Source organism: Vreelandella aquamarina (assembly GCF_900110265.1).
Taxonomy (GTDB): Bacteria; Pseudomonadota; Gammaproteobacteria; order Pseudomonadales; family Halomonadaceae; genus Vreelandella; species Vreelandella aquamarina.
Window position 1 is genome coordinate 1 of record NZ_FODB01000017.1, and the last position, 14,675, is coordinate 14,675.

Here is a 14,675-nt window from a genome sequence, read left to right on the forward strand (position 1 = left end):
CAGTTGTTGGAAGGGCTTGTCGCGGCGGAAGTTCTCGACAGCGTCATAGTCGCTCATGCCCAGACACAGCAGGCCCAGGTAGCTCTTGATCACGTCACTGGTGCGCATGCCCAGCGTGGTGGGGAAGCGGCTGTCGATGCTGTCGACGCCAGCGATCTCGAAGCATTGCCCGATGATGGACAGCCCGGCGTGGCTGGTGAGGGTGCGGCGACTGGCGCGGAACTTTATGTTGGGCATGGCACTGTCTGGGTGAATGGCGATAATGGCTATATTGCCATGCAGGTCAGTGGGTTAGAAGTGCTTCCGGGGGCCGGTCTCACGGATTCAGGTAATAGATAGAATAGCTACTTAAAGCATAGGTATAGGTTCGTTGAGGTAGTCACCTAGAACCGTATCCTGTAGATTGGTCCCTGGTGATAGGTTCCAAAGACGGTTTTCTACCCCACGGGCAATCAAGTGAATCACTGCAGATTCGATAGCGGACATTACCGCTAACTGCACGGGCTCATTCGTGGTGATACCTGCCTCTGCTTCTAGCAAACGCCTAAAGTCGATGAAGCGATACACGCCAGCTCTGAGCTCTTTAGAGTAAATGGTTTTGGTGGTAGTGACGTTGGCAAGTATTTCACCGGTGGATATTTCTACCGCGCGCAAATTCACCGTGACTTGATCGACTTGATACTGACCCGATGCCCCGATACCAAAGTACTCCGCCCCCGCACCGCCCGTGCGGACATTGGATTCATAAGCGATAATGCCTCCTTCGAGCATCACGGATGCAGCGCGAAGTGAAGGCAAGGTATCGGGCTGGCCAAAACGCTCGAATTCAGCGCGAATGATGCGTCGTTCGGTCAACAGGTTCTGTAATCCCACCCTTTCTAAAGGTATAAACCAGCCTGAATCAGCCAGCGCACCTGTAAGCATGGCGGCGGCCCCTTGTGTGACAGCGGTTGAAAAAGTGCTGGCTGGGGCGGGTCGATATTGTCCGGTTTGATCTCTAAAGTCATATACAGAAACGAATATTTTTCCCGCAGGAGGCGGTAAAGAGACCAAGTCTTGATAAGTGGCGCCCCTCGGCGTTAGCGTTGCCTGGGCTCCTTCTAAATTTTCTGACGTGGCTACCATTCCAGCGCACCCGCTGAGTAGCCCAGCAATGACGATCGAGGCAATTATTTTCATGGTGTTCCCCTGAATACCTTAAGCCGTACTTTGTTGTAACGTGTACTTTTGATCATTAAGGGTTGAATAAACCGCCTACGCTAATTTCAGTCACGTCGCCGGTTATTTTATCGACGACACGAACCACTAACTGTCCGCTACTATCACTGACGACAACGCCAAACTCGTCGCTATCGAAACTACCTTCGTCGACTTCTCCACGACTGACATCAGAAATCAATTGGGAGATCAACCGGCTCTCCAAGTTTTGTAGTAGACGTTCCGTTGATGATAGAGACTGTACACTGCGTGTGTTCGGGTCCGTCGTCGTGTCCTGTGCCTGTGCTTTACCTAATAAGTAGCTACCCACAAAAGGGTCACCACCAAACGAAGGGTTGATGGGCTGATAGATCAAGTTGCCTGCCTGTGCTTGCGTTACCGCTATCGTCATTAGTCCTATGCTGGCGACTTTCTTTAACGTTTTCATCAAAATATCTCCTCTTTCCCCAAGTCTCTGTCCGAGGTCAAAGCGGCTGAGAGCTGCTGTTGGAGTAGTGCGTCTTCGACGATTTTTACAGCGTCTCCCGCTACGCGATCAGCCTCGCTGATTCTTGGAGAAAGCTGCGTTCTAAAGTACATCCGGCTGCCTTCCATGACCCATACCTGACTGCCCCATCGAGCATCAGGGCGCTCTTGAATGGTGATAGTGGCATTGCCAATGATGACGTTATCCATTGCTCGCTGGCTAAAGGCGCGGTAGAACGTTTTTCCTGCCATGGTGATGGTACGGTCGACCATGATTCCGGTCAGTTCACTACTGCCAGTTGACCGGCCTTGTATCTCTGGTCCGTCCGGGCTCGATAATTGGTTAATCGCATCTACCTCGGCCTGCTCATTTCTGGTAAGTGACGATGCATCGGCTGGCTCATTTGGTTGAGCGTTAGCAATGCTTGTTAAACACCATAAGAGAGCAATAGAAATTTTATGCTTAGCAGCCATGATGCTTATCTCTCATTGAGTCATTGCGGATGCCGCTGCAGGCTGCGCGCCGTTTCGATATTAGGCAAAATGGGTCCCAGGTTTTGATGGATCCAATTGAGCGCTTGAATTCGATTGTGCACGTTGATTTTTCTAAAGATGTTGTAAAGATGTGATTTAACCGTGTGCTCACTCACAAAGAGTTTGTCGGCAATTTGTTGATTGGAAGAGCCTGCACTGAGTAACGAAATGATCTCCATTTCTCGGTTGGTCAAGCCGCAGGCAGGGCGAAACGCGTTGCTTTGGTACTTTCGGTAAAAAAGAATCAAACGGGCCATCAAATCCCGCGACATCCACAGCTCCCCCTCCAACAGCGCGTGGATACCTTTACAAATCACTTCCAGGCTTTCGTTACGATAAAAGACCCCCTTGAGTTGGGCACAGGACAAAGCCTCCAGCGCGTGGTCCATATCGCGGATGTTGAAAGCGGCCAGTGAGGTTTTGGCCAGGCTATCGGGAAGGTTTTCCTGCCACTCGGGTAGCTCCTCTACGCCGATGTGATCGCTATCGATAAGGATCAGCAGTTTGTTGGGAAGGGTGGCAGGCAGCGGCCTGCGCGGTGAATGAATGCTGACCGTACAGCCCGTGTGTTCGTGTAAATAGTCGGCAAAAAGCTGCGACTGGGGGCTTTTTTCGGTGACGATGTACACCAAGCCGTGCGTTTTTTCTTGGGACATTGGGGAGGCCTCATGAGCGTAAAGCGTGAGTAGGTGACCAAATGAGTGTTGCCTATAAGATGCATTTCGTAAAGATTTGTTATCAAAATAATCATAAAAGTAATTTGAACTTTGTTATTACTTTTTTGTAACATATAGTTCAAGCTATTGTTTTTAGATGCATTTAACAGTGGATGATGGTCATGACTGTGCTGAGTGATAAGATACACTGAGTAACATTGAGTCGCCTTTAGCTGTGTTCTCTATAGGCGTAAACTGACCCCATCATGTGAAGGAGTCACCCCTATGAATGCAGCCAATACGCTCGTTTTAGCCAGTGGAAATTCTGGAAAATTAAAAGAATTCAATCAGTTGCTATCACCCCTTGGGCTGGATGTTCGCCCCCAGGCGGAGTTTGATGTGCACGATGTCGAAGAGACAGGACTAACGTTCGTTGAAAATGCGCTGTTAAAGGCGCGTGAAGCGAGTCGCGTAAGCGGGTTACCGGCGCTCGCCGACGACTCAGGTCTGGAGGTCGATGCGTTGCATGGAGCGCCTGGCATTTACTCTGCTCGCTATGCCGGTGAGCCGAAAAGTGACGAGCGTAACAACGAGAAACTGCTGGCAGCGCTGAGTGAGTGCGCGGAAGGCCAGCGCACGGCGCGTTACTGGTGTGTGTTGGTCTATTTACGCCATGCAGAAGACCCGGTACCGGTGATCGTCCAGCGTAGTTGGGAAGGAGAAGTATTGGCTCATCCGCGTGGCGAGGGCGGTTTTGGCTACGATCCGCTGTTCTGGCTACCCGATCAGGGGATGAGCGTGGCAGAACTACCCAGTGAAACGAAGAACCGCTTGAGCCATCGAGGCCGTGCGTTACACACGTTGGTGGACATTCTAAAGGTGGCGCATGGCTAATCGATTGCCGCCGCTCTCGCTTTATATTCATACGCCGTGGTGTGTTCGCAAATGTCCTTACTGCGATTTCAACTCCCATGAGCCCGACAACCGCGAACTTCCCGAAGTGGCCTATTTGGCCGCCTTGCTGAGTGATTTGGACGGCGATTTGGCGCTGGCGTCTGGCCGTACTCTTCAAACCATTTTTATTGGTGGCGGCACGCCTAGCTTGCTATCGCCGACGTTTTATCGACAGTTATTCGATGGCATTCGTGAGCGGCTCGCCTTTTCGCCTAGCATTGAAATCACCCTGGAAGCCAATCCAGGCACGACCGAGCAGCAGCGGTTCATTGGTTATCGGGAAGCCGGTATCAATCGATTGTCTTTGGGGGTGCAGAGTTTCCGCCCCACTCAACTGAGTGCGTTGGGGCGAATTCATACCGGCAACGAAGCGGTGACTGCCATCGGTGAAGCCAGAGCGGCGGGATTCGATAACCTCAATATCGATCTCATGCACGGCTTGCCCCAACAAACACCTGAGCAATCCATGGAAGATATTGATCAGGCGCTTGCCCTCGATCCTGAGCATCTTTCGTGGTACCAACTCACCCTGGAGCCCAATACGGCGTTTTTTTCTCACCCTCCTCCTTTGCCGGAGGAGGAGGCGTTGTGGGACATTCAGGAAGCAGGTCACCAGCGTCTTGAACAGGCTGGCTTAAAGCGCTACGAAATTTCCGCTTATGCCCGCCCAGGGCTACAGAGCCGCCATAACCTGAACTACTGGCGATTTGGCGACTACCTGGGGATTGGCGCAGGCGCTCATGGAAAACTCACCCAAATAGACTCCCAGGGGGCGTGGCAGATTGAGCGGCGTTGGAAAACACGCCAACCCGATGCCTACCTGCGTCGCGCTAACGACCCACGTGGTTTTGTGGCAGGTCAGCAGCTCATCGAACCCCTGGAGCTGCCCCTTGAGTTTGCCATGAACGCGCTGCGTTTAACCGAAGGGGTACCATTGGCGGATTGGGCGGCTCACACTGGCCAACCAGAGGCACTGTTACTTGCGCGTTTACACAGTGCTCAAGAAAAAGGACTTTTAATGGAAATGCCTGAAAAGCTGCGTGCATCGCCTCAAGGTCTATTATTCTTAAATGAGTTGCTGGCCTTAATCAGCGAAGAGTGATCAGTACAAGTGAAGTGATCAGTACAAGTGACCAGCGATCAATAAGGCAATAACCCAATCATAAGCAAGGAGTGAGTGATGCGTATTTCTCGACTACTGACCCCACTGGCAGCGGCGATATTACTGGCTGGCTGCGCGACGTCCGATCCTTACGGCGGTCAAACGCAGCGCTCGAGCACCGCCATGGGCACCGGCATTGGTGCAGCGATTGGTGCAGCGGCGGGCGCTTTATCCGGTGATGGCAGTACGAGCCGTCGTGACCGTGCGCTAATTGGCGCCGCAGTAGGCGCGGCTGCCGGCGCGGGTATGGGTGCTTATATGGACCGTCAAGAGCAGCAGTTGCGTGACAATCTGCAAGGCTCGCGTATTGAAATTGACCGCCGTGGCGATGATATTGTGCTTAACATGCCTAGCAGCGTCACGTTCGGGTTTGATTCCGCTGAACTCACAGCTGATGCGCGCAGCGCCCTGAACGAAGTGGCGAATGTTCTCACTCAGTACACCGATACCCGTGTAAACATTGCCGGCCACACGGACAGTACCGGTGATGCCAGCTACAACCAGCGCCTTTCAGAGCGCCGTGCCCAGTCGGTTGGTAGCTACCTGAGTCAGAACGGCGTGTCCTCCATGCGGTTGAACACCATGGGCTATGGTGCTAACCAGCCGGTGGCAAGCAATGCTACCGAGCAGGGCCGCGCGCAGAACCGTCGTGTAGAAATCACCCTGACGCCTACCGGCAACGGCCAGTAATATGCGTTAATCTCGGCATTGCCGTCCAACGCCCGCTATGCTCACATAGCGGGCTTTTTTTTTGTTCAATTGCTAGCGAGCTGCCATGCTGTCGTATCAACACGCCTACCACGCCGGAAACTTTGCCGATGTCCAGAAGCATTTAACGCTTTTTGCGGTGGCTGATTATTTATTACGTAAAAAATCAGCAATTACATATGTTGATAGTCATGCGGGGAGAGGCCTCTATCCGCTAGCCTCCAAAGAGACCCAGCGGCTTCAAGAGTATCGGGAAGGCATCGCTCCGCTCTGGCAGGCACGACAGCAGCTGAGCGACCCGTTGCTTAGCCGTTGGCTTACCGCTTTGAATTCAGCGCAACCCAACGCTGATGTGCTATCTCACTACCCGGGGTCACCCTGGTGGCTTGCTAAGGCGCTACGTGACCATGACCAACTGCGTCTATTTGAACTACACCCGGGTGAGCATGAACATTTGAGTGGTCAGACGCTGCCAAAGCAGGCACGTCGCGTATATGGCGATGGGTTGCAGGGGCTGAAACAGTTGGTGCCGGTGTCGTCGCCACGAATGTGCGTGTTAGTAGACCCTAGCTACGAGCGCAAAGCGGAGTATCAAGGGGTCGTTGAAACCGTTGCTTATACCCTGGAAAAAGCGCGCCACGCCGTGGTGATGATTTGGTACCCGCTGCTGCCTGCTGGGCATCACGAAACGTTGCTCAGCGGCCTTGAAGCGAGTGGCATTCGCAAGATTTGGCACAGCGAGCTGCTGTTACGGGCCGCGGGGGAGAGTGCGCACGGGATGTACGGTAGCGGCATGGTGGTCATCAATCCGCCCTGGGGGCTGGATGAGCAGCTTGCTGCAGCGATGTCGCAGGTGACACCACTGCTGGGGAGCGACAGCCACTACCGCGCTAAATGGCTTGTAGGTGAGTAGTGGCGGCGAGTGGCGGCGGCGAGTGGTGGGGACTATTTACCGATGCAGAATGTATAAAACACTTTAAAAACATAGGTTTATGAGGATCGTGGAGCACTATTGGAGTGCTGAAATTTGCGAAAAAAAGTGTAAATATTGGCAAATTTCCTCGGCGTCGGCCCCTGACGACCCATTTTAAACTGGGATAAGTGGGAAACTGGGAGCCTTGTATACGCTTTTATCTCTATGAAATCAGTGCCTTGAGATCGCTATTTCAGCCCCTTCTGCCAAACAAAATTATAGTAACATCGTTTTCTAAACGGATCCGTTCTCATTTTGAACGGACTTGACGCACAACGTTGTTGTGCATAAAATGACTAAAAAGCGATCAGGTAACTATGGCGGTTGAATTCAGGGATATATGGCTGGAGGCTTTCTACGACGAAGACCAAAGCCACAAGAAAATACCCAGCACTATTGAAGGCGCTCTGTTCAGAAAGATTCAGATTCTGGATGCCGCGACGCAGGAGTCAGACTTGAGGATTCCGCCGGGTAACCGTTTTGAACATTTGCAGGGAAACCTTTCTGGATGGTGTTCCATTCGGGTTAACAAACAGTATCGCCTGATTTTTCGCTGGGAAGATGGCACCGCCCAAGATACATATCTAGACCCGCATGTTTACAAGGGCTAGAGGAGGTTATGGTAATGAGGAATACAAAACGTCGTCCAGTGACAGTTGGCGAAATGCTGGTCAGCGAGTTTCTGGAGCCGATGAACATCGAAATCAGTGAGCTTGCCGAAGCAATGGGTGTGCACAGAAATACACTCAGCCGGATTGCGCATGACAAAGGCACGCTGACAGCACCCATGGCCATCAAACTCGCAGCGGCTTTGGGGAATACGCCAGAGTTCTGGCTGAATGTTCAGCACGCAGTTGAGTTATGGGATGTTCGTCATCGTGCCTATGAGCAGGAAGCGAAAAATGTGAAACGGGTAAAGCCGCAAGTACTGCCACTAAAGCAGGCCTGAAGAACATATCGGGTTTCCATCTGTTCACTGTGTCCCTCAACCTCTAGAGCAGTCGGGTTTTCGGCCAGGAGTGAGCAAACTGATACCCCATTGCCTTGTAGCCTTTCTCGCGCTTTCGGAACATGCGTTCAAGCATTGGCAGACTGACGTCCAGTCGAGGCAAGTCAAAGCCTTCTCCTATGTACTTCCCGGTTGCAACAATAACTTGAGCTTTATATAACTGCGATTCCGCCGTTTGACGCTCTCTGACGCGCATCCCTCCGCGCAATACTACCGACGATATGGATTCAGCTTCCAACAGCCTGGCCAACGTCTCAGCATGATCGCGTCGCTCTGTGAGCAAAAGGCAGTTTGCATGATTTTTCACACTATGTACGACATCCCGAATTATCTCCCGGTTGCGGGCGCTGCTTTCCGGTAATTTTCAACCCAGTTGTCCAAATAGCTGCAACTTACCTTCTGCGATTTATGTGATGAGTGAGCAAATGAGCACGGTCGTCCAGGGTCGAAAACAGGATTGCAAAACAGATCCCGACAGTAGTTCCTATGAGGGTATCCACTACCCGCTCTTGCACCATGGCCATGCCGGCAAGGTCAGGCGCCGCCAGATAACTCATCAGCAGCGCCATGGGTGTAACCAGAATCTGGCCCAGCCCGTAATTCGATCCGATGATGATCTCGGTGGCGAACGACAGTATCACCACCAGAACAATAATGGTCCAAACAGAGGGCTGGCTTAGCAGCACCAAAGCTACAAGAAGAGCGCCAAATACGTTGCCTACGGTGCGCTGTAGGGCTCGACTCATGCTGATATGCAAATGGCTACCCTGTAACACGGCGACAGCGCCCATGGCAGCCCAACCAGCATGCTGCCCACCAAACCCATAAGCAACATAAGCTGCCACGGCGGAGCCCAACGTCATGCGGGCCTGGCGGGCCGGCCTTTGAACCAATCCTGTGCCACCGGTGTATCGTGGCGGAACACCTCGGTGGTCATCACCACCAGCCATGCAAGGCCTGCCGCCAATGCAGTGGCAGCCGAGCGTTCGATGACAGAGGAAAAGTCATCAACCTGCCCCATTGAGACGCTGGCGGCGAATATGAAGATCAACGCACCTGGCGGGCCGAAATTGGCAACGTTGACGATGTAAAACAGGATACCGCACACCAGTGCCAGAATGGCTAGTTGGCCAACCATGGGCACCTCCAGCCAAGCCACGAGGGACATCAAAAAGACGGTTGCCGTCTGGCACAGTAAACAAAGGAAAACAGTAATACCCCGGCGTGACGGCGCCGCAAAGCGGCCGAACAAAGCCACTAAGGTACCTAGCGAAGCAAAACCAATCAGGTGAGAAAAGGCAGATAGCTGGATCAGCGGAAGCACAACCAGCGCCGCGATAGCGACTTGTAGTCCGGCCAGGGCCGAATTCCTGAAACCAGGCTGATTAAACTATAGCAAGGCTTTCTTTTAACTGTGGCCGTGAAAGCAGAAACCGAGTTGCGGCTAATCGACTTTTTAATCTGGATAAGCGTGGATGCACCCGACCTCCGACAAATTTAGATAACCACCTACGTGATTAGCATACTAACCTTGTGCTTCGTTGATCTATTCGGAGTTTCCGCAATCGAGGCGCGCCCTAACGAGATTTTTTGGTTTTGGAGATTCCCTCATCACACCATACGTTTAAGTGTTTCGTCTCTTTTCACAAAGTGATGAATCAGTGCCATACCAATATGACCAACAATCAAAACGGTCAAAATCCACGCGATTGGCGAATGGAGCTGTCCCACGGCTTGGGCCCAGGCAATTTCCTCACCCTCAGCAAAAATCTCGATATCGAACGCCGTAACGCCATAGCCACCCCCCAGCATGACCATCATCCCGGTTATCGGCATCAGCAGCAGGCCAAGATACAACGCCCCATGACCGGCCTTGACCAACATAGCCTGCGCTGGATCTTGCTGCGGGCGCTGATGGCGCTGGCCAGCGGCCCAGGCCAGGCGTACCAGAATCAGCAGCAGCATCAGCGAGCCTATGGAGATATGCCAGGGCACCAGCGTTTGTCCTACCCAGTGTTCGCCGTCGGCGATTCGATCACCAAACTTGAGCAGCTGCCAGAACACCAGCAGGGCCATCGACCAGTGCAACAGTTTGGTGAGAGCGCCGTACCGCTCACGTGAGTCGTGGACCATGATTTGGTTCTCCGTTTTTTGGATTTCATTACCATTGTAGGTGGTGCCGGGGAAGTTGAGGCCAGAATGTACACTCAATCAGACCTCATCTCAATGTCACTGTCTACTGGCGGCGTCCAGCCTGAGTAGCGCCTCTTCCGGTAGTGACAGGTTCACCGAAGCCAATATCTCATCCAGTTGAGACAGCGATGTGGAACTGACAATCGGTGCGGTCAGTTCCGGCTGGTGGAGCAGCCAGGCTAGTGCCACTTGGGACGGTTTTGCTGAGAGCTCCTGCGAAACGGCCATCAGGGTATCCAGAATGCGCAGCCCACGGTCGCTGAAATAACCTTTGAGAAAGTCAGCCCGGGGGTTGCCGTCGAGGTCTGACAGCTGAGCGTATTTGCCGGTCAGAAATCCACTGGCCAGGGAAAAGTAGCTCACCACGCCAAGACTGCACTTGCTTGCGACTTTCGCCAGCGACGACTCGAAATCAGCCCGGCCATGTAGGTTGTACAGTGGCTGGATCAGCTCATAGCGCGTGAACCCATGGTCATGGGATACGGCCAGCGCCTGCTCCAGTCGATCGGACGAATAATTGGAGGCGCCGATGGACCGCACCTTACCGGCCTTGATCAGCCGGTCAAATGCGGCCAGTGTTTCCTCCAAGGGGACTTCCTGATCATCAATGTGGGCGAAGTATACATCCAGGTAGTCAGTACCCAGACGTGACAACGAATCCTCAATTGCAGCTTCGATATTGGCTGCAGAGAGCCCTTTACGACGCTCCAGCATACCGACTTTGCTCATGAGAATAACGTCATCACGACGTCCATGCTTTTTCAGCCATCGACCGATAACCGCTTCCGACTCGCCACCCTCAAGGCCCGGTGCCCAGGCAGAATAAACGTCGGCCGTGTCAATGGCGTTGAAGCCCTGCTCCACGAACCGGTCGAGTAGCTGAAAAGAGCGATTATCATCGGCTGTCCAGCCAAACACGTTTCCGCCAAACACCAGTGGGGCTATCTCCAAACCGGATTTCCCAAGGGGTTTCTTCTGAAGACTCATGATGCCTCCCTCAAAAAATAACTGTCAGTGGGTGAATCGGCCGGGTGGCCCCGGCCGATGATTTCAGGCAATGCTTTCCACAATGCCACCTTCAACACGCAGGGCTGCACCTGTGGTGGCACTGGCCTGTGGAGACGCGGCATAGACACAGAGACTGGCAACTTCTTCCGGTTCCGCAAAACGTCTGAGCAGCGTGGAAGGTCGGTTTTCGTCCAGGAACAGAGTTTCCATTTCTTCGGGAGAGACTCCCCGCTCAGCCGCCAGGTCGGCCATCATGGCCTTGGTGCCTTCAGTACGGGTCGGACCGGGAAGGATGCTGTTCACGGTCACACCGGTACCGGCAAGAACCTTGGCCAGTCCCCGGGAAACCCCTTGCAGCGCCGCCTTGCTCACGCCGTAATGCACCATCTCGGAGGGAATATTCAGCGCCGATTCACTGGAGATGAACTGGATACGGCCCCAGCCGCGGGCCTTCATGCCGATGGCATAATGCCGGGCGAGTCGAACACCACTCATCACGTTTACCTGGAAGATCTCTTCCCAGGCAGCATCGTCAATGTCAAAGAACGGAACGCCGCCATAAATACCCAGATTGTTGACCAGAACATCCACCTCAGGCAGCTGTTCGATGATGGTTCGGCAGCCTTCAGCGGTACCCGGGTCCGCGATAATGCCTTTTGCATCGTCCCGACCGCTGGTTCTGGCTATCTCGGCCAGGGCCTTATCCACTTTGGCCTGGTCACGCCCTACGACGGTTACCGAGGCACCGGCCTCGGCCAGTCCCTGGGCAATGGCCAACCCGATGCCCGCAGTGGATCCGGTTACCAACGCTTGTTTTCCGGTAAGTTCAATCTTCATTATTCTGTTCCTCTTGCCAATGATTTTTGAGGGGCCATCGCCCACTCAGCCAAATTGAAACGCCGACAATTGGGTTTCCATCACCTGTTCTGAGTAAACCTTCTTACCGGGCGCCGCGTCCGCCGCCCCCGCTGCCACCATCAATGGGATCAGGTGTTCCTCGTCTCCATGCGGATGACAATCGAGGGCATGCGGTGCCTGAAACCATTCCCTCAGGCGCTGATAACGAACTCCGGAGTCACCTTCGATCGCGTCCGTCAGCCAGTCATCGAATGCCTCGGAAAGCGGCGTAAACCGCTTGTCACCGTAGCCGCGCATGTTGTGGAAGCTCATGCCACTGCCGAGAATCAACACACCCTCGTCACGCAGTGGTGCCAGAGCCCTGCCCGCTTGCAGGTGCGCCTCAGGGTCCAGATCCTGGCGCAACGACAACTGGACCACGGGTATATCAGCATCTGGGAACATCACTTTGAGCGGAATAAACATTCCGTGATCGAAACCTCGCGCGGAATCCTCAAGGGTGTTTTGCTGTGCCCCGACCAGAAGACGACTTATGCGATGCGCCAATGCCGGCGCACCCGGAGCCGGATAAGTCAACTCATAGGTGTGGTCGGGAAAACCGTAATAGTCATAAATGAGATCGGGCTGGTTGCCGGCGGTCACACGAAACTCTGGAGTGCGCCAGTGGGCGGATACCAGCAGGATGGCCGTCGGCTTTTCTGGCAAACGCCCGATGACGCTTTGAAGAAAGTCGGCCATACCGTCCCACGTATTGCGGGGATTCCAGTCCATGAAGAAACACGGGCCGGCACCATGGGGAATAAAAAATACCGGCTGTCTGACAGGTACTCTTGGTTGCGTGGGCATCGACAGGCCTCCGAAGGTTTAAACAGTTCAGATATCACAATGAACAGGTTATATTGACACCAATAAAAGGAGAATAGACTCAAAAAGGGATCTGTTTTAACTGAAGGTAGGAAATAGATGCTGGACCGATACACAAGCATGCAGGTATTCGTTCAGGCAGTCTCCAGAGGTAGTCTGTCTGCCGCCGGCCGGGAGCTGAACATGTCGCCGGCAATGGCCACAAAACATCTGGATTCACTGGAAACCAGGCTCGGCGCGAAATTGCTTCATCGAACCACTCGTCAATTAACACTAACAGAAACCGGTCGGGAATACCTGGTGGCCTGTCAGCGCATTCTTCAGGATCTTGAAGAAGCGGAGTCCGAAGTGTCTGCCCAGCGACATCAGGCCATGGGCCGATTACGTCTGAATGCACCGTTATCCTTTGGTACACGCTTCATCGCGCCGTTGATACCGGAATTCACCCGCCGTTACCCCCTTGTTGAAGTGGATCTTGGCCTGAGCGACACCCAACAGGATCTACTTAAAGACAGCTGGGATCTGATTGTCCGCATCGGACACCTCGCTGATAGCGACCTCAGGGCCCGCCGCCTCGGTAATTGCCCGATGCGACTTTGCGCCTCGCCTGAGTATCTGCAAAAACATGGAACCCCTAACCGGGTTGCCGAACTCTCAAACCACAATTGCCTAAGCTACAGCCTTTCCTCAGCGCAACGCAGTGGTACCTGGGCATTCGGCCAGGATGGTCAGATCCAGGTGCCTGTAACAGGTAACCTCATGGCCAACAATGGCGACGCACTTCTTGCTGCCGCCGTTCAGGGCCAGGGCATCATATATCAGCCCAGCTTTATCGTGTCCGAGGCATTGGCCAGTGGCACTCTGGTTGCTTTTCAACTTGATCATCCTCCCCTGGAACTCGGCGGCCTGCACGTGCTATTCGCGCTTGATCGTCGGTTACCCCTCAAAGTAAGAGCGATGATCGACTATCTGGTTGAGGTTTTTGAGAACTCGCCATGTGGGCCGTCGTAAATCTTATCCTTTCTAATCAAGGCCCCTCTCTACACCTGTACACTGTTCCAACAGTCAGACTTAGTTCGCAAAAAAGCCTTAATTCGCCCGGAAAACGTTATTTTTACTGTTTTTTCGGTTTTTTACTCTTTGAATATCAATAACTTATTAATCATCCCCGCCTTTGTGCCCTTTAAGGGTAATTCTACGGTTCTCCCTCAAGACGAATATTTCTGATCATTGCTCTGACGATTCAAAAGCAAACAGGAGTATTTATGACTAAACAATCAAACACCACCACAGAGTGTCTGCTGACTTATGAAGAGGTTTGCACGGTTCTGAAAATGTCGCAGGCAACCTTGAGGCGATACGTAAAGCAGGGCAGATTTCCCGCACCAGTAAAACCGAACCCCCGGGGTCGAGCGGTGCGCTTTCGCTATCAGGATGTAAAGACCTGGTTGGACAATTTGTGAGTGGGGTGAGGCAATGCAATATAAATTGAACGAAAATGGTTTGTTTTATCTGCATTCTGAACGCTGGCAACGTGTTGGCGACTGGATTCGAGTGCTATCGCGAACACGCCTACCAGACAAACGGCACGGACACGGGGCTCTTTTGGAGTGGAAAAACTATGACGGTGAAATTATTCGTGAAGTTGTTTATGCCCGTGACCTCAACAGCGAACACTCCCGACAAATCAGGGATATGTTGGTTGATAGTGGCTACCCATTAGCACCAGGTGGAGCAAGCTGGAACCGGCTTCAACACTATCTGTTGGAACAGATGGCGCTGGCCGAACCGGCGACAGTGGTGAATCGCACGGGTTGGCACGGCTCTGTGTTCGCTACGAGTAACTGGACGATTGGAGCCGCTGACGAACCACACCATTTTGTAGGCCAACTGTCTGGTTCTCCGACGTTGCAGGAGTCCGGCAGCCTGAGTGACTGGCAAACGTATGTTGGTCAGTTGTGCCGAGGCAATCTCTTAGCCATTTTTTGTAAGGCGGGGTTTGTCGTAGAGGAACAGGTTCAGGGGCTCATATGAGCGCTTCTGCGCCCGAGAACCGTTCTGACCCGTCTTGGA

Annotated in this window: 20 protein-coding genes and 1 pseudogene; 9 read left to right on the top strand and 12 right to left on the bottom strand. The window is 53.2% G+C overall.

Annotated elements, in window-relative coordinates:
* The 5 genes and pseudogenes from BMY49_RS06305 to BMY49_RS06325 all read right to left on the bottom strand — a co-directional run.
* A pseudogene (locus BMY49_RS06305) lies at window positions 1-237 on the bottom strand (IS1380 family transposase); the annotation flags it as partial.
* 111 nt (window positions 238-348) lie between these two features.
* Window positions 349-1,179 carry a CsgG/HfaB family protein gene (locus tag BMY49_RS06310; RefSeq protein WP_089675217.1) on the bottom strand — a complete coding sequence of 277 codons (831 nt, stop codon included), beginning with the start codon at window positions 1,177-1,179 and terminating at the stop codon, window positions 349-351.
* A gap of 55 nt (window positions 1,180-1,234) precedes the next feature.
* On the bottom strand, window positions 1,235-1,645 hold the full coding sequence (locus BMY49_RS06315) for a curli assembly protein CsgF (RefSeq protein WP_044628583.1): 411 nt from the start codon (window positions 1,643-1,645) through the stop codon (window positions 1,235-1,237).
* Window positions 1,645-1,956 (bottom strand): curli production assembly/transport protein CsgE, encoded by a 312-nt coding sequence (locus BMY49_RS17745; RefSeq protein WP_228168954.1) that lies wholly within the window; start codon window positions 1,954-1,956, stop codon window positions 1,645-1,647. Before BMY49_RS17745 ends, BMY49_RS06315 begins: the two co-directional genes overlap by 1 nt.
* 221 nt (window positions 1,957-2,177) lie before the next feature.
* Window positions 2,178-2,873: a LuxR C-terminal-related transcriptional regulator gene (locus BMY49_RS06325; RefSeq protein ID WP_044628581.1), complete on the bottom strand. Its 696-nt coding sequence runs from the start codon at window positions 2,871-2,873 to the stop codon at window positions 2,178-2,180.
* Window positions 2,874-3,158: 285 nt separating this feature from the next.
* Here BMY49_RS06325 and rdgB point away from each other — a divergent pair, with 285 nt between their 5' ends.
* The 6 genes from rdgB (at window position 3,159) to BMY49_RS06355 (ending at window position 7,619) form a co-directional block, all read left to right on the top strand.
* A complete protein-coding gene (gene rdgB / locus BMY49_RS06330) occupies window positions 3,159-3,767 on the top strand; it encodes an RdgB/HAM1 family non-canonical purine NTP pyrophosphatase (RefSeq protein ID WP_054641669.1) in 609 nt (202 codons plus the stop codon).
* Entirely contained in the window at window positions 3,760-4,929 is a 1,170-nt protein-coding gene (gene hemW / locus BMY49_RS06335) for a radical SAM family heme chaperone HemW (protein ID WP_089675218.1), read from the top strand. The genes rdgB and hemW overlap by 8 nt, the downstream gene beginning before the upstream one ends.
* A 78-nt stretch (window positions 4,930-5,007) precedes the next feature.
* A complete protein-coding gene (locus BMY49_RS06340; protein ID WP_062361041.1) occupies window positions 5,008-5,679 on the top strand; it encodes an OmpA family protein in 672 nt (223 codons plus the stop codon).
* A gap of 85 nt (window positions 5,680-5,764) precedes the next feature.
* Entirely contained in the window at window positions 5,765-6,610 is an 846-nt protein-coding gene (locus tag BMY49_RS06345; RefSeq protein ID WP_089675219.1) for a 23S rRNA (adenine(2030)-N(6))-methyltransferase RlmJ, read from the top strand.
* Between the two features lie 377 nt (window positions 6,611-6,987).
* The gene (locus tag BMY49_RS06350) at window positions 6,988-7,281 is read left to right on the top strand and encodes a type II toxin-antitoxin system RelE/ParE family toxin (RefSeq protein ID WP_044628576.1); all 294 of its coding nucleotides are present in this window, start codon (window positions 6,988-6,990) and stop codon (window positions 7,279-7,281) included.
* 14 nt (window positions 7,282-7,295) lie between these two features.
* Window positions 7,296-7,619 (top strand): HigA family addiction module antitoxin, encoded by a 324-nt coding sequence (locus BMY49_RS06355; protein ID WP_044628575.1) that lies wholly within the window; start codon window positions 7,296-7,298, stop codon window positions 7,617-7,619.
* Window positions 7,620-7,662: 43 nt separating this feature from the next.
* Here the strand turns inward: BMY49_RS06355 and BMY49_RS06360 are convergent, their stop codons facing one another.
* The 7 genes from BMY49_RS06360 to BMY49_RS06385 all read right to left on the bottom strand — a co-directional run bounded on the left by BMY49_RS06360 (window position 7,663) and on the right by BMY49_RS06385 (window position 12,584).
* Window positions 7,663-8,010, bottom strand: coding sequence for a helicase-related protein (locus BMY49_RS06360; protein WP_089675220.1), 348 nt, complete (start codon window positions 8,008-8,010; stop codon window positions 7,663-7,665).
* Between the two features lie 61 nt (window positions 8,011-8,071).
* The gene (locus BMY49_RS17750; RefSeq protein WP_244154924.1) at window positions 8,072-8,542 is read right to left on the bottom strand and encodes an FUSC family protein; all 471 of its coding nucleotides are present in this window, start codon (window positions 8,540-8,542) and stop codon (window positions 8,072-8,074) included.
* On the bottom strand, window positions 8,539-9,003 hold the full coding sequence (locus BMY49_RS17755) for a hypothetical protein (protein WP_244154925.1): 465 nt from the start codon (window positions 9,001-9,003) through the stop codon (window positions 8,539-8,541). The genes BMY49_RS17750 and BMY49_RS17755 overlap by 4 nt, the downstream gene beginning before the upstream one ends.
* 287 nt (window positions 9,004-9,290) lie before the next feature.
* Window positions 9,291-9,890: a cytochrome b gene (locus BMY49_RS06370; protein WP_208596175.1), complete on the bottom strand. Its 600-nt coding sequence runs from the start codon at window positions 9,888-9,890 to the stop codon at window positions 9,291-9,293.
* Between the two features lie 18 nt (window positions 9,891-9,908).
* On the bottom strand, window positions 9,909-10,859 hold the full coding sequence (locus BMY49_RS06375; protein WP_089675221.1) for an aldo/keto reductase: 951 nt from the start codon (window positions 10,857-10,859) through the stop codon (window positions 9,909-9,911).
* Window positions 10,860-10,922: 63 nt separating this feature from the next.
* On the bottom strand, window positions 10,923-11,717 hold the full coding sequence (locus tag BMY49_RS06380) for an SDR family NAD(P)-dependent oxidoreductase (RefSeq protein ID WP_089675222.1): 795 nt from the start codon (window positions 11,715-11,717) through the stop codon (window positions 10,923-10,925).
* A 45-nt stretch (window positions 11,718-11,762) separates the two neighbouring features.
* The gene (locus BMY49_RS06385; RefSeq protein WP_089675223.1) at window positions 11,763-12,584 is read right to left on the bottom strand and encodes a DODA-type extradiol aromatic ring-opening family dioxygenase; all 822 of its coding nucleotides are present in this window, start codon (window positions 12,582-12,584) and stop codon (window positions 11,763-11,765) included.
* Window positions 12,585-12,722: 138 nt separating this feature from the next.
* Here BMY49_RS06385 and BMY49_RS06390 point away from each other — a divergent pair, with 138 nt between their 5' ends.
* From BMY49_RS06390 to BMY49_RS06400, 3 genes are all read left to right on the top strand, one after another.
* Window positions 12,723-13,613, top strand: coding sequence for a LysR family transcriptional regulator (locus BMY49_RS06390; protein WP_208596176.1), 891 nt, complete (start codon window positions 12,723-12,725; stop codon window positions 13,611-13,613).
* 254 nt (window positions 13,614-13,867) lie between these two features.
* The gene (locus BMY49_RS06395) at window positions 13,868-14,065 is read left to right on the top strand and encodes a helix-turn-helix transcriptional regulator (protein ID WP_082051406.1); all 198 of its coding nucleotides are present in this window, start codon (window positions 13,868-13,870) and stop codon (window positions 14,063-14,065) included.
* 13 nt (window positions 14,066-14,078) lie between these two features.
* The gene (locus BMY49_RS06400) at window positions 14,079-14,636 is read left to right on the top strand and encodes a DUF927 domain-containing protein (RefSeq protein ID WP_082051405.1); all 558 of its coding nucleotides are present in this window, start codon (window positions 14,079-14,081) and stop codon (window positions 14,634-14,636) included.
* Window positions 14,637-14,675 lie beyond the last annotated feature (39 nt).

What these genes read in the sequence shown, in the direction of transcription:
- BMY49_RS17745 (WP_228168954.1), bottom strand. Translation starts at nt 1,956, where the DNA reads ATGGTCGACCGTACCATCACCATGGCAGGAAAAACGTTCTACCGCGCC.
- BMY49_RS06310 (WP_089675217.1), bottom strand. Translation starts at nt 1,179, where the DNA reads ATGAAAATAATTGCCTCGATCGTCATTGCTGGGCTACTCAGCGGGTGC.
- BMY49_RS06390 (WP_208596176.1), top strand. Translation starts at nt 12,723, where the DNA reads ATGCAGGTATTCGTTCAGGCAGTCTCCAGAGGTAGTCTGTCTGCCGCC.
- BMY49_RS06345 (WP_089675219.1), top strand. Translation starts at nt 5,765, where the DNA reads ATGCTGTCGTATCAACACGCCTACCACGCCGGAAACTTTGCCGATGTC.
- BMY49_RS06380 (WP_089675222.1), bottom strand. Translation starts at nt 11,717, where the DNA reads ATGAAGATTGAACTTACCGGAAAACAAGCGTTGGTAACCGGATCCACT.
- hemW (WP_089675218.1), top strand. Translation starts at nt 3,760, where the DNA reads ATGGCTAATCGATTGCCGCCGCTCTCGCTTTATATTCATACGCCGTGG.
- BMY49_RS06375 (WP_089675221.1), bottom strand. Translation starts at nt 10,859, where the DNA reads ATGAGTCTTCAGAAGAAACCCCTTGGGAAATCCGGTTTGGAGATAGCC.
- BMY49_RS06325 (WP_044628581.1), bottom strand. Translation starts at nt 2,873, where the DNA reads ATGTCCCAAGAAAAAACGCACGGCTTGGTGTACATCGTCACCGAAAAA.
- BMY49_RS06400 (WP_082051405.1), top strand. Translation starts at nt 14,079, where the DNA reads ATGCAATATAAATTGAACGAAAATGGTTTGTTTTATCTGCATTCTGAA.
- BMY49_RS06355 (WP_044628575.1), top strand. Translation starts at nt 7,296, where the DNA reads ATGAGGAATACAAAACGTCGTCCAGTGACAGTTGGCGAAATGCTGGTC.
- rdgB (WP_054641669.1), top strand. Translation starts at nt 3,159, where the DNA reads ATGAATGCAGCCAATACGCTCGTTTTAGCCAGTGGAAATTCTGGAAAA.
- BMY49_RS06350 (WP_044628576.1), top strand. Translation starts at nt 6,988, where the DNA reads ATGGCGGTTGAATTCAGGGATATATGGCTGGAGGCTTTCTACGACGAA.
- BMY49_RS17750 (WP_244154924.1), bottom strand. Translation starts at nt 8,542, where the DNA reads ATGACGTTGGGCTCCGCCGTGGCAGCTTATGTTGCTTATGGGTTTGGT.
- BMY49_RS06340 (WP_062361041.1), top strand. Translation starts at nt 5,008, where the DNA reads ATGCGTATTTCTCGACTACTGACCCCACTGGCAGCGGCGATATTACTG.
- BMY49_RS06395 (WP_082051406.1), top strand. Translation starts at nt 13,868, where the DNA reads ATGACTAAACAATCAAACACCACCACAGAGTGTCTGCTGACTTATGAA.
- BMY49_RS06385 (WP_089675223.1), bottom strand. Translation starts at nt 12,584, where the DNA reads ATGCCCACGCAACCAAGAGTACCTGTCAGACAGCCGGTATTTTTTATT.
- BMY49_RS06315 (WP_044628583.1), bottom strand. Translation starts at nt 1,645, where the DNA reads ATGAAAACGTTAAAGAAAGTCGCCAGCATAGGACTAATGACGATAGCG.